The 13,340-nt window shown below is 59.6% G+C and carries 12 protein-coding genes; all 12 read right to left on the reverse strand.

Annotated elements, in window-relative coordinates; all coding sequences use genetic code 11:
• Positions 1 to 289 precede the first annotated feature (289 nt).
• The 12 genes from GPK42_RS04835 to GPK42_RS04890 all read right to left on the reverse strand — a co-directional run bounded on the left by GPK42_RS04835 (position 290) and on the right by GPK42_RS04890 (position 12,684).
• Positions 290 to 763 carry a NanQ anomerase/TabA/YiaL family protein gene (locus GPK42_RS04835; RefSeq protein WP_117743267.1) on the reverse strand — a complete coding sequence of 158 codons (474 nt, stop codon included), beginning with the start codon at positions 761 to 763 and terminating at the stop codon, positions 290 to 292.
• 32 nt (positions 764 to 795) lie between these two features.
• Entirely contained in the window at positions 796 to 1,965 is a 1,170-nt protein-coding gene (nagA, locus tag GPK42_RS04840) for an N-acetylglucosamine-6-phosphate deacetylase (protein ID WP_215693912.1), read from the reverse strand.
• A 143-nt stretch (positions 1,966 to 2,108) separates the two neighbouring features.
• On the reverse strand, positions 2,109 to 2,840 hold the full coding sequence (locus tag GPK42_RS04845) for a GntR family transcriptional regulator (RefSeq protein WP_215693914.1): 732 nt from the start codon (positions 2,838 to 2,840) through the stop codon (positions 2,109 to 2,111).
• Positions 2,841 to 3,072: 232 nt separating this feature from the next.
• Positions 3,073 to 4,563, reverse strand: coding sequence for a PTS transporter subunit EIIC (locus tag GPK42_RS04850; protein ID WP_215693916.1), 1,491 nt, complete (start codon positions 4,561 to 4,563; stop codon positions 3,073 to 3,075).
• A 521-nt stretch (positions 4,564 to 5,084) separates the two neighbouring features.
• Entirely contained in the window at positions 5,085 to 6,179 is a 1,095-nt protein-coding gene (locus GPK42_RS04855) for a hypothetical protein (RefSeq protein ID WP_215693918.1), read from the reverse strand.
• A gap of 126 nt (positions 6,180 to 6,305) precedes the next feature.
• Positions 6,306 to 7,391: an isocitrate/isopropylmalate dehydrogenase family protein gene (locus GPK42_RS04860; protein WP_022094615.1), complete on the reverse strand. Its 1,086-nt coding sequence runs from the start codon at positions 7,389 to 7,391 to the stop codon at positions 6,306 to 6,308.
• A 6-nt stretch (positions 7,392 to 7,397) separates the two neighbouring features.
• Entirely contained in the window at positions 7,398 to 8,096 is a 699-nt protein-coding gene (locus GPK42_RS04865; RefSeq protein WP_215693920.1) for a hypothetical protein, read from the reverse strand.
• 15 nt (positions 8,097 to 8,111) lie between these two features.
• The gene (locus GPK42_RS04870; protein ID WP_138340214.1) at positions 8,112 to 8,540 is read right to left on the reverse strand and encodes a hypothetical protein; all 429 of its coding nucleotides are present in this window, start codon (positions 8,538 to 8,540) and stop codon (positions 8,112 to 8,114) included.
• Between the two features lie 5 nt (positions 8,541 to 8,545).
• Complete coding sequence (locus tag GPK42_RS04875) at positions 8,546 to 9,625, reverse strand: NAD(P)-dependent oxidoreductase (RefSeq protein ID WP_215693923.1); 1,080 nt, start codon at positions 9,623 to 9,625, stop codon at positions 8,546 to 8,548.
• A 98-nt stretch (positions 9,626 to 9,723) separates the two neighbouring features.
• Positions 9,724 to 10,677 (reverse strand): DegV family protein, encoded by a 954-nt coding sequence (locus tag GPK42_RS04880; RefSeq protein WP_215693925.1) that lies wholly within the window; start codon positions 10,675 to 10,677, stop codon positions 9,724 to 9,726.
• Between the two features lie 79 nt (positions 10,678 to 10,756).
• Positions 10,757 to 11,341: a ribosome hibernation-promoting factor, HPF/YfiA family gene (hpf, locus tag GPK42_RS04885; RefSeq protein ID WP_055285508.1), complete on the reverse strand. Its 585-nt coding sequence runs from the start codon at positions 11,339 to 11,341 to the stop codon at positions 10,757 to 10,759.
• Positions 11,342 to 11,658: 317 nt separating this feature from the next.
• A complete protein-coding gene (locus GPK42_RS04890; RefSeq protein ID WP_252200119.1) occupies positions 11,659 to 12,684 on the reverse strand; it encodes a substrate-binding periplasmic protein in 1,026 nt (341 codons plus the stop codon).
• Positions 12,685 to 13,340 lie beyond the last annotated feature (656 nt).

Raw genomic sequence — 13,340 nt, forward strand, 5'->3', positions numbered from 1 at the left:
GCACGGTGGCCATTATTCGGTGACCGGGATTGGTCAAAATAGTTTGACTATTAGCGGCTAAAATCGCCCGGCGCTAACAGCATTTCTTCAAATGCTTATCTACTTTGTTGTTGCCGATTTGAGTGCGCGTGCGCCAACCCAAGCATCGTCACGGCTTCAGTTCCCCTATTCATAAACATAAAACCCCGCCAAACGTGATTCCCCTAGGGGAAACACATTTGGCGGGGTCCTTGCGTGATTTCCCTAGGGGAATCACGCCATCAGGCGAACAACTCAGTCGAGCAGCGCGTTACTCCTCCCAGTAAGCGTCTGCAAGCAGCTTAAAGCAGATCTTCTTGACCGGCTGTGCGCCATCGCCCGGGAACTCGAGTGTGGGCATGTGAGGCTCGCCGGCAACGAACAGCGCGAACTTGTCGTCGGCAAGATCGCCGGCGATCGAGGCGTCGGAATCGACCAGATCGTAGTCGTCCTTTTCGTCAAACTCCTGGACCAGCGTCAGGCTGCCCGTGGCGACCTTAAAGGCCTCGCGACCCTCGACGTCGATCTGCAGGTCGTGATAGCGCTGATGCGTCTCGTAGTGAGCCTCGGCCTCGGGACGCGTCGTGGGAGCCATGACGTTCGCATAGACCTTGTCGCCCAGAATCGGATGGCTGCCGACCTCGAGCTGCGCCGGGTCGTTCTCCTCGAGCCAGTCGATCAGCACGTCGAGGCCCTTGAGCATTCCGCGGTACTCCTCGATATCGCCCAATGCACCGTAAATCATCTAAATCCCCTCTCGGATCGCTTCTTTGGCGGCTACTCGGCGAACGCGTTACCGACGCTGTTGCCACCCACATACGTCTCGACCAGGGTAAGGTCGGGATTGAACACGACAAAGTCGGCATCGCGGCCAGGCATAATGCTGCCACATTTATCCTCGACGTGAGCAGAACGCGCGGGCACCTCGGTCGCCATGCGAATGGCGATATCGGCGCTCGCAAGACCCCAGTCGACGATGTTCTTGACGCCCTGCGCGAGCGTGAGCACCGAGCCGGCGATAGCAGAGCCATCGGCAAGCCAGCAAAGGTTGTCCTTCATAATAACATCCATGCCACCGCTGGTGTACTTTCCCTCGGGCATGCCGCCGCAACCCAGGCAGTCGGTGATCAGCACCGTGTGCTGCCAGCCCTTGGCCTGCAGCAGGGCCTTGATAGCAGCGGGGTTCACATGTTTGCCGTCGCAGATGATCTCGGCATAGGTGTTGGGCGTGGTCATAGCGGCCCCGACGACACCGGGCTCACGGTGATGCAGACCGCGCTGGCCGTTGTAGGTATGCGTAAAGCAGCTGGCGCCAGCATTGATGGCGGCGGCGCACTCATCATAGGTGGCATCGGAGTGGCCAATGCAGGTCACGACGCCCTTTGCGCTCAAAGCCGCGGCGTAAGCGGCAGCGCCATCGCGCTCGGCCGCCATGGCGCTCTTGACGATACGACCGCCGGCGGCCTCCTGCCACTCGTCAAAAATTTCCTCGGACGGGTCAATCAGATAAGCGGGGTTCTGGGCGCCCACGTGCTTCATGGTAAAGAACGGGCCCTCCAGGTAGATGCCCTGAATACGAGCACCGCAGAACTCGGGTCCACGCTCTTCTTCCGCCTGTGCAATGGCGGCGCAGGCGTCCTTAATCTGCTCCACGCCGTCGGTAAAGGTCGTAGGCAGCCAGCTGGTGGTACCACGACGAGCGAGCTCGGTCGAGCTGATGTTGATACCCTCGGCATCGTTATCGGTCGTGGCATGGTTATAGAAGCCATGGATATGGGTGTCCACCATGCCCGGCGCAATCCATGTACCCGAATAATCTTTGATCTCACAAGCGGGCTCATCGGCCTGCCAAACGCCAAAGACGCCGTTTTCGACCATGAGGTAGCCGCCCAGCTGCGGCCCCGCCGGCAAAAAGAACTTGTCGGCCTTGATAGCATACGTGCTCATCTATGCTCCCGTACCCGCAGTGCATTTTAGGGCGGATCAAAAACCACTGCATTGTTAATTCGAGCGATTGTTCGTTGCCTTCTACCGCTTGGTATATTTTGCACCCGCCGCAAAACACGCCAAGCCGTTTATACCCAATAACTCTAGACTGCGCGGTTGTGGTAGACCTTGTACTTAAACTGGTCGGCACGCGCAACCGAACGCGTATACTCGATGACCTCGTTGTTCATGTCATATGTGGTGCGAATCAAATCCAGGACCGGTGCGCCTTCGGCAATCTCGAGCAGACGAGCGTCGGAATGGCGAGCGATACTCGCGTAGAATTCTTCCTCTGCCACGCGAACTTTCTCGTGAAAGTCCTGCTCGATCATGTCGTACAGCGATTTGTTCTCGATCATGGGGCGCTTAAGCGCAAAGAACTTGCGGCTTGGCAGATACGTGCACTCAATCATCAGCGGCACACCATCGGCCATACGCAGGCGCTTGATTTTGTACAGACGCTCTCCCAGACGCGCGTTCATCTCTACAGCAATATTCTTGTCAGCCTCGACCTCGGTAAACTCAAGAATCGTCGTCTTGGGCACACGGCCGATCGCCTTCATCTGCTCGGTAAAGCTATAGGTTTGCGTGAGGTTTGCCGTTTGTAGAGAGCGGTCGCACACCATGGTTCCACGGCCGCGCTGACGAACCACCAAGCCAAGGCGCTCAAGCTCCTGCAGGGCAAGACGAACCGTCGTACGCGAGAGCCCGTAGCGCTCCGACAGGTCACGCTCAGACGGCAAATAGTCGCCGGGCCGAAGTTCGTGATCGATTTTATCGGTCAACAGATCGACGAGCTGATCGTACAGAGGTTGTTTACGCGCTCCCATTGCCATAATGATACCTGCCGGATAAATGACTCGAAATTGGTTGTAACCAGACACCACGTACTATAGCAGTTTTATTGGAATAACAGCAGGTCAACCAGCATATTTCAATATTGTTTGCCGGTTGATAGCCTGCGCACTGTAATACCAATTACAACGCTACATCAGGTATCGAGGTAGCAAAAAGGGCCGCCCCCGCGGAGCGGGACGACCCTTTGCAAGACAGATACGTCTTTAAGGCTTAGAGAAGCTTCTTGAGCTCCTCGGCAACAGCCTGGACCTGCGTGCCGATGATGACCTGGGTAGCACCCTTGTCCATCTTCATGACACCCAGAGCGCCGGCCTTCTTGCAGGCAGCCTCGTCGACCAGAGCGGAATCGCCGAGCTCGAAGCGCAGGCGAGTAGCGCAGCAGTCAACGGTCTTGACGTTCTCCTTGCCACCGACGGCAGCAAGAACAGCGGCGGCCAGAGCGGCGAACTTGTCGTCGCCAGCAGCGGCGGAAGCGGAGGTCTCCTCGACATCCTCATCCTCGCGACCAGGGGTCATGAGGTTGAACTTGGTGATGGCGAAGCGGAACACGAGGTAGAAGACCACGAAGGCAGCGATGCCCAGCGGGATGATCATCCAGGTGTTGGCGGCAGCCGGGAGGCTAGAGGAGAACAGGAGGTCGGTAGCACCAGCGGAGAAGCAGAAGCCAGCACGGAAACCAACATAGTAGGTGACGATGGTGAAGATGCCGTACAGGGCAGCGTACACGACGTAGAGCGGGAAGCACAGGAACATGAAGCCGAACTCGAAGGGCTCGGTGACGCCGCAGACGAAGGCGCAGATAGCAGCGGAGACAACCAGGCCGATAGCAGCCTTCTTGTTCTTAGCGGTCTGAACCATAGCCAAGGCAGCGCCCGGGACACCGAACATCATGCAGGGGAAGAAGCCGGACATGTACATACCGAGGCTCCACTTGACGTCAGCAGAGGTCTCGCCAGCCCAGAAGTGGGTCAGGTCGCCCAGGCCGATGGTGTCGAACCAGAACACGTTGTTCAGAGCGTGGTGCAGACCGGTCGGGATGAGCAGGCGGTTGAGGAAGGCGTAGATGCCAGCGCCGATACCACCCATGGCGGCGATACCCTCACCAAGAGCAACAAGAGCACCGAAGATGAGCGGCCAAGCAAAGAGCAGGACGACGGAGACGACGATGCAGATGACGGCGGTCATGATGGCGACGCAACGCTTGCCGGAGAAGAAGGCCAGCCAGTCGGGAAGACGAGTGTCCTTGAACTTGTTGTAGCAAGTGCCACCGATGACGGCGGACAGGATGCCGATGAAGGAGTTACCAGCGATCTTGGAGAACGCGATGCCCTCGGTCGTGGCAAGCCAAGCGGTCTGAGCATCGGCGTCCATACCACGAATGGTGCCAACAACAGCGGGGTTCAGGAGCTGCTGGATCATCAGGAAGGCGACGAGGCCAGCGAGGCCAGCGGTGCCATCGTGATCGTCGGCAAGGCCGACAGCGGCGCCGACTGCGAACAGCCAGGCCATGTTATCGATAAGAGCGCCGCCTGCCTTGATGAGCAGGAAACCGGCGGTATAGGCAAAACCGGTAGTGTCACCGGCAGCACCCATGACTGCGGGAGCGAGCAGGTAGCCCACGCCCATAAGAATACCTGCGACGGGAAGCGCCGCAACGGGAAGCATCAGCGCTTTGCCGAGCTTCTGGAGGTACTTCATCATATTGGTATCTCCTCCAACCTTTCTTTCGTTGTTCACCAACGAGTTCCATGTCCGCGCCTTGTGCATACCGGCTTCTCCGCTTGCCGGCATTGATGCGCAAACTTAGACAACCCAGTCCCTATTTGGGGTTGCTGGTATGTGCGGTAGCACATACTCAATTCAAACGTCCACCACATTTCGTTCAAATTACTATATCGTTGCCAAACGGTTATTTTTGGCCCGTAAATGCTAATTTGCGCAGGTAGACATGTTGCATATATTTCATTACCAAACTAATTCTTAGCAATTTCCATTCGATTTCGTTTCAAAATTGGTCACTACCAGATGAACAGTGGTACCACATTGTTACTACCAGTTTAGCCGAAATCGTTTTCACTTTATATGAATAAAGTGTCCCAAAATTTACATACAACCACCCCCTCCCATTGCCCTCCCCACAGTGCAAAAAGCCCACTAGAACGATGTCCGTTCTAGCGGGCTTATCAGATTTTTGGCTACGCGCTCGGCGGCTCAGGCAAACCTTACGCAAACAGGCCGTAGATGCTGATGTTGGCCTTGGCGTAGAGGCCGTTAGCATACTCGGTCCACTTGGAGCTGGCGCTCGAAGCCTGCGAAGAGTACTGCTGGTAAGCAGTGTAGTAGGCGGTCATGGCCTGCTTATAGGTGGCGCTATCGGCCGTAAAGGCATCGTCGGCAAAGGCCTTAGCGTAGGTGCCGTTCTCGTCCTTCCAGGTACCCTTCGAGCTATCCCACTCGTCGCCGGCAAGTTTGATGATGTAATCGGCGTAGTCCTTGCTCGCGGTCTCCTCGTTGCCGTCAGCAGGCTCGGTCGGGGCGGTCGGCATGCTTGCGGAGCTATCGCCCACCTTCTTCTTGTAGAGCTTCTGCAGCGTCGCGGACTGACGGACGATCTGCTTGGCCTGGTCCTTGGACACGCCATACTGCGTGGCCATGGTCTTGTAGTCCGAAGTGCCGATGGAATCCTCGGCGTACTTCTTCATCTCCTTAGAAGAGACGGTGATGCCCTCGTCCTCGGCAGCGTCGAGCAGGATCTTGTTGCGCACGTAGGACAGGATGACGTCGGCAGAGGGAGCGGTGTAGTTGCCATCGCCATCCTTGACGGTGTCGAGGCTGTACTGGCTCTCAATGGCCTCGCGCGCGGTGATGTCGCTCTTCTTGCCGTTGTAGCTGTAGCTTGCCACGGTCGAATCGAGCTGGTCCTCGGTGAGGGTCGCCGAGCCGACGCCCTTGCCGCCAAAACCACCGTTGCCGATAAAGAAGCCGACCACAGCAGCGATCACGACTGCAACCACGAAGGCGGCAATCATCGTCTTCTTGTGCTTGGATGCGCGGTCGTCTTCATCGGAACCCAGAATATCGTCGTCCTCATCCTGGGCCTCGGGCATCAGATTCTCGTCAGCGGCATCCGCGGCAATCTGAGCCTCCAGGCGAGCGTCCTCCTCCTCGGCCGTCGTACCGGCAGCAATGTGCTCAGCAGGCGTGCCGGCGACCAGGTCGATCTTCTCGTCCTCATCACCGTCGGGGCCTTCGCCGCGCTCGATGATCTGGATGCCGTCGATCTCGTCCTTCTCGTCCTTCTTTTGAATCAGACCCATATCAGTTACTCCTTGTTAGGAAACATAGTCCCCAATAGAATACGCCCGGCAGAGCGCCGGGCGTATTGATTCTTAGGTTATACGCAAACACTTAAGTACTATTTAGGCGTTTGCAGTGTGCATGCCTTAGGCCAGGTGCGCGATAACGGCATCGGCAAAGGCCTGCGTGCCCACAGCGCCCTCAACGGAGCCGGTCTGGGCACGACGAACGTCGCCGGTAACCTGCTCACCCTCGTCGAGCGTGGCAGAAACGGCGGCGCGAATGCGATTGGCCGCGTCGTTCTCGCCCAGGTGATCGAGCATCATAGCCGCGGACAGAATCTCGGCCGTGGGGTTAGCGATATCCTGGCCAGCGATATCGGGCGCGGAGCCGTGCGTCGCCTCGAAGATGGCGCAGTCGGCACCGATGTTGGAACCCGGAGCCATACCCAGTCCACCTACCAGACCGGCGCACAGGTCGCTCACAATGTCACCGTACAGGTTGGGCAGCACCAGGACATCGAAGTCGTTGGGGTTCTGGACCAGGCCCATGCAGGTGGCGTCGACAATCTTGTCGTTGAACTCGATATCGGGATAGTTGGCGGCCACCTCGCGCGCAACGCGCAGGAACAGGCCATCGGTCGCCTTCATGATGTTGGCCTTATGCACGGCCGTCACCTTTTTGCGGCCGCAGCGGCGGGCGTACTCAAAAGCGTACTCCACAATGCGGCGGCTCTTGGCGATGGAAATCGGCTTGATTGAGATGGCGGAATCCGCGGCGAAGGTCTTCTGGCCCGAGCGCTCGACGAGCTGCGAGAGCTCCTCGACCTCGGCAGCGCCCTCATCGAACTCGATGCCGGCATAGAGGTCCTCGGTGTTCTCGCGCACGATAACCAGGTCGACGTCGCGGAAGCGCGAGCCGTCGCCCGGCTGCGACAGGCAGGGGCGCACGCAGGCGTACAGGTCAAAATGCTTGCGCAGGGCGACGTTAACGCTGCGGAAACCCGTGCCGACCGGCGTGGTGATGGGGCCCTTGATAGCAACCTTGGTCTCGGCGACCGCATCGAGCACATGTTGGGGCAGCGGCGTGCCAAACTCGTCCATGACGCCGGCACCGGCCTCCTGGACGTTCCAGTTGATCTGGACACCAGTGGCCTCGACCACGCGGCGCATAGCCTGCGTAATCTCGGGACCGATACCGTCACCAGGAATCAGGACTACATCGTGCGCCATAATCTGTTACTCCTCGTCTTCGGCGTCGTCAGATTTTTTTACGCTAGCACGCTTCTTCTTTTTGGAGAGATCCAGGCCAAAACGTTTAACAAGCATTTCGCAAATCTCGCTCGAACGGGCCTTGAGATAGCTACCCTTGCCGTTCTCGGCATCGAACTTAAGGCGCAGCGCGAGCTTCTCGGCGACCTCGGCGTCAATCTCGCCCCGGCCAAACTCGTACAGGCAACCGAGCATGTCGCGATACTCGAGGTCGCCGTGGTAGCACTGGATGGCCTCGTCCAGGATGGGCCAAGCCTCGCGCGAACGCTCGACGCTCGTGGCGCCCCACACGCACAGCAGGCGGAAGGCGGCATAGCGCAGCGTGGACGAAATCTCGTCGAACAGCGCGGTCTCGGCGCCCTCAAAGGCATCGCCCAGCTGCTCGGGGCAGGTGGTGGCGAGCGCCGCCAGGGCATCGAGAGCCTCCCAGCGGGTCTGAGCCTCGGGGCGGTCGAGCGCCTCGATCAGCGCGGGCACGCAGGGCACGACGCGCTGCGGATCGCGCTCGGCAAGCAGGTGCAGCACGCGGGCGGCAAACTGGCGGATGCGGCGCGTGGGGCAGCCGAGCTCCTTGACCAGACGGTCGACGGCGTTCTCGTTCTCCTCTGCCAGCTGAAGCTGTGCCAGCTCCTCATCGGTGAGCTGTTCTTCCTTGTTTTCTGCCATAGTTACCTCTTCTTACTATTTCTTAGCGTGCTTGCCAGCACCCTTGCTGTCATCGGTGACCGAGATGAGCTGTCGGTCGGCTGCACCATTGTGACGCGCGCGGCGGCGCTCCTCGGCGTCGCCCGCATCGGCGGCGGCGCGATGGGCCTTGTTGACGTTAAAGACCTCGTCATGCTTGCGCCACGGGCCGACGGACTCGCCAAAGCTCATCTTAAGGCCGGCGATAAAGCCGCCGAGCCAGCCGATCGGCGCAAACTGCACCAGCGGGAACAGCGAGAACACCCAGGTCAGCAGAACGACTGCCGCAGCTCCCGCAAAGTTGGCAATCCAGTAGTCGCGCTTGGTGATGACGCGCTTTTCGCACGCCCACTGGCCGCACAAAAAGCCGATGTAAATCGCAAAGATAAAGAGCACCAGCGCAAGCACCACGAACGTCCAGCTCATGTGCGCTACTCCCCGTGATGATGGCCGCAGCAGCACTCGTGGCCGTCGTCATGGCCGTGGCCGCCGCAGCACTCGTGGTCGTCGCCATGGTGGTGGCCACAACCGCACTCGTGGTCGTCGCCATGCTCACCGCAACTGCAGCCGTCCTCGTGAGCGCCATGCTCCTCGGGACGATACTGCGACCAGTCCAGACCGGCGGCGATGGCGTCGGCCTCCTCCTTATAGAGGACCGTGACGGCCTGGGTACCCAGCTTGGCACCACCGATGGCGTCGAGCATGTCGTAGAGCGTAAAGGCCACGTCGGCGCCGGGCAGCGCAAGCTCACGATCGTCGGCATAGGCGAGCGCCAAGCGCAGGTCCTTAATGAAGTGCTCGACCATAAAGCCGGGCTTGTAGTCGCCGTCGAGCGCCTTGGGAGCCAGGCTCTCCATGGCGCCGGACTTGCCGGTACCGCCCAGGATCATCTGGCGGGTCTTCTCCAGGTCAAGGCCGCTCAGCTCGGCAAATGCCATGGCGTCTGCCATGCCGACCATGCAGGCGCCTAGCGACACCTGGTTGGCGAGCTTGGCAGCCTGGCCCTTGCCGGCGCCGTCGAAGCAGCAGATGTTGGCCGCGAAGGTGGCAAGGATGTCGCGGACCGGCGCGATGTCGTTCTCGGTGGCGCCCACGATAGCCGTAAGCGTGCCGGCGATAGCACCCGACTCGCCGCCGGTGACGGGGCAGTCAAACGCCATGCGGCCGGAAACCTGGGCGGCCTCGGCAATGTCGCGCGCCAGCTCGGGCGAGCTCGTGGTGAGGTCGATCAAGACCGCACCCGGCTTGGTGCACGCGAGCAGGCCGTCGCCCGCCAGGTAGAGTTCCTCGACCTCGGAGGGATAGCCCACCATGGTAAAGACGACATCGGCGTTCGCCGCGGCATCGGCCGGCGTATCTGCCCAGACGGCGCCGCGCTCGATAAGCGCCGCCGCCTTGGACTTGGTGCGGTTGTTGACCGTGACGGGATAGCCGGCGTCCAGAATGTGGCCGGCGATGGGGGCACCCATGATTCCGGTGCCAATGAATGCGACGGAGAGCTTGTTTGCCATGAAACCTTTCCTTTTGGGTTGGGTGTTGTTACCAGGTTGAATACTCGGTGCCAGCGTTTGGGCTGTGAGTCGAGGGCGATTACGGACGCAGCGCTTGCCTACTGACCGCGCACGCGGCGGGCGATACGGTCGGAAAGCGAGGCTTTCTCGGCGCGATTCTTGCCCCAAAACGCGCAGCCCACCATGCCGGGGCCCACGTGCGAGCCGATGGTGGGACCCACGGAGCCGCGAATGATCGTGACGTCGGCGCAACCCTCCTCCTTACGGATGGCGGCTTCGAGCCAGTCACCATCCTTTTCGGCATCGGCCGTCATGATGGCGATGGGCATGGTGCGATCGGGCACGTAGTTCTCGCGGAACGACTTGAGGATGGACTTGAGCGCCTTCTTGCGGCCGCGGTTGACGCCGATCAGCGACAGCGAGCCGGCCAGGTCGTAGGAGAGCTCGGGCTTGACGTCGAGCTTTGCCGTGAGCTGCGCCGCCGCGGGAGGAATGCGGCCGCCGGCAGCCAGTGCGTCGAAGCTCTCGAGCGTAAAGTAGCCGTGCACGTAGGTTTTTGCCTCGTTTGCCCAATCGACCAGCTGTTTGGCGGTCAGTCCCGCCGAACGCTGGCGCACGGCCTCGAGCGCCAAGAGCGCGCCGGTCGCGCAGGGCAGAGCGTTGTCGACCACGTAGAGCTCAAAGTTGGGATACTCGGCGCGCACGGCATCTGCCGCCTGGCACGCGGAGTTGTAGCTCGACGACAGCGCCGAGGTAAAGCACAGGTAGACCGTGGGCGTACCCTCTTTGGCGCACTCGGTAAAGAACTCGATATAGCGACCGAGCGACACAGCCGAGGTGGACACGCGGGCACCGGCGCGCATGCGGTCGTAGAACTCCTTAGGGCTCATGCTCGACCAGATGTCGTCTGTGCGCTCCTCGCCATCGATAATGAAAGGGAAACCCAGGATATCGACATCGAGGTTCGCGGCGACCTCGGGGCTAAAGTCGCAGCAGGTATCGACGACGATGCGGCAACGGTTCGAATGACCGGCGGATGCGGCCTTGTCCATCAAAGCGACTCCTTACGTAAAAAGGCGGCCACCCGCATGGGATGGCCGCCAACCGTTAACTCATGCAAGTTAACGTATTTTACTCGTCAAGTGTTTCGATGCGGGGCTTGATGATGCCATATCCACCATTCTTACGGTGATACACCACATTGATGAGACCGGTCGTCGCGTTCTCGAACACGTAGAAGTCGTGGCCCAGCAAATCGGTCTGCACCAGCGCCTGCTCCTCGGTCATCGGGGTGACATCGATGACCTTCTCGCGGACGAGCAGGTCGTCGTCCTCCTCGGGCAGCAGCAGGTCGGCCAGATCCTCGACGCGCTCGACCGGCGCAACATCCGCGGCGCTGGCACCGCCCTGGCGGTTGTCCACGACCTTGGTCTTGAACTTACGCAGCTGGCGGGTGACCTTATCGGCGGAGAGGTCGATGGCGGCGTACATATCTGCACCGTGCTCGGCAACGCGAATCACCGAACCGCGGGCACGAACCGTGACCTCGACGATTGCCGGGTTGGGGTTCGAGGGGTTCTTCTCATAGCGAAGTACAACGTCGACCGTCATGGGCTCGATATCGAAAACCTTGAGCGCCTCGCCGATCTTCTCATCCACATGCGCACGCAGAGCATCGGTTACCGTCGTCTTGCGTCCAGAAACCTTGATATCCATACGTGGCTCCAATCTGCCTCGGGGACTTACTGTACTGGCTATGTACCCATTGCCGTGCATTTAATCACGCGGATTCCTAAAGACCCGAATAACGATTGCTTGATACCGCATACCGAAGTCTCGTACTTTTCCATGGCAAAGTGCGCTATAGGAGGGAGCTGGCGGCTTTATATTTGGTCCCAAAAATTGGCTTTGACCTGCTGGTTTTATAGGGATGGAAAAGCCGGGCTCCCCTATTGGGGAAGCCCGGCAGTGCGTGTTGAAACCGTGAAGAGGTGTCCTTTCCAACGTATAGGAGACACCACCCCTAGCAATAACTAGCTATTGAGTTTGTTAATGTCGTCGTCAGTGATGGTGCCTTCCTGGCTGGACGATTTGTCCTCGGAGGATGCGGTCTCATTGTTGGAATCGGAGGACTCGCTGCCGGAGGACGTGGTCTCACTGGACTCAGAGTCGCCCGGCTGCACGTTAGCGCCCGAAACCGTCTTAGTGGTGAGGTCGTAGGGAATCTGACCGTACCAGACGCAGTGAACCGCCTCGAGCGTACCGTCGACCGTGATGTCGTCGAGGGCATCACTCACGGCACGGCACAGTTCGTCATTGGACGAGAGGCCCGCAACACCAAGCGTCGAGGGCGCCTCGAGCGCACCGACATAGGAGACCTCGCTCATCAGGCGTGCAAGATAGCCGCCGGCCGTGGAGTCGCAGATCACATAGTCGACCTCGCCGGACTCGAGCGCCTCAAAGCACTCGTTGATGTTGGAGTAGGTCTTTTGGTTGGCGGTGATGCTCTGCTTAGCAAGCGCCTCCTGCGAGGCCGAGGACATCTGAACGCCCAGAGTAGACGTGTTAAGGGTATCGGTGGAAACGCTTAGCGACCCACCATCGCTAGTTTTACCGAACACGGAAGTGGCATCGTACAGGCAGGTGCCGAGCGAGCTAATGTCCCCGTCCGTGGAGTTAATCTCGCCGATAAAGATATCGGCCTTTTTGTCGCCGAGCGCGGAACCTGCCGAGGACGCATCGACAAAGGTGACCTTAAGGCCCATGCGGCTTGCGAGGGCGCGGGCGGCGTCAACCGCATACCCCGTGAGCTCGCCGTCGGCGCCCTGCATTGCCTGCGGCGCATCGGAAGTATCGAGGGCGACCGTCAGGGTTCCGGGAGTGACCAGGGCATCGTCCGACACCGCCGGCGTGACGGTCTCGTACTCGATCTGGTCGATCGTGGGAGTCGTGAACGTAGACAGCGGGTTGAACGCGCATCCGCTCAGGCCCAAAACGGCGATGACCGCTGCGGTCCCAGCACCTAACCGAGCCGCGTGCATCAAGCTGCCCCTCACCATGTCCACTACCCTGCCTTCTGTGTCGTATACGATCCGTGCGTTGCACGGAATATCAGGTTGTTCCCACCAGCTGACCTGGTATTTGACCCCACACTTGCGCACCGGGGTGTTTGCTCGGGAGGCCGCAGCCACCTTCACGACTGGCCCGCTCGCCCGCGAGGCGGTATTGCCCCAAAGAAAGTCGAACGGACGGTGCGGCTTACATCTAGGACGCGCCATGATCGCGCCGCGCGCACGCGGTCGCTTACGTGGATCCCTTTGACCGCGTCTGTCTTGGACTAGGACGGGCATTTCGTCCGTCCGCAACCACAGCCTGGTAGGAACGAAGCGCATTATAGCTAAGTTCAAGCTAAAGTTTAAGGTTAGGGGCGTTATTCGCATCGCGAGTACAGATTTCGCAGGTCAGGACGGACCGCACGTGCTCTGATTGAGCCCGTCGCTCCCCTATGGAAAGCCCCAACACACCCGTCTTAGGGCGCCGTGGCCAAAAAATAGCAAATATGAGTACTGTTACCAATTTAGTAGCAGGAGTTTTTGGCTCTGCAAGCTGTTTTCACGCTCTATAACGTCAGATTGAGGTGGCGCGCGCAGACGTGGTGTAAGAGTGTCCTGAGGTCCGTCGCTGCAAGCCCCGATGTTACTCCTTCTTGAGGCCG

It is taken from the genome of Collinsella aerofaciens, assembly GCF_018785265.1.
GTDB classification, from domain to species: Bacteria; Actinomycetota; Coriobacteriia; order Coriobacteriales; family Coriobacteriaceae; genus Collinsella; species Collinsella aerofaciens_AI.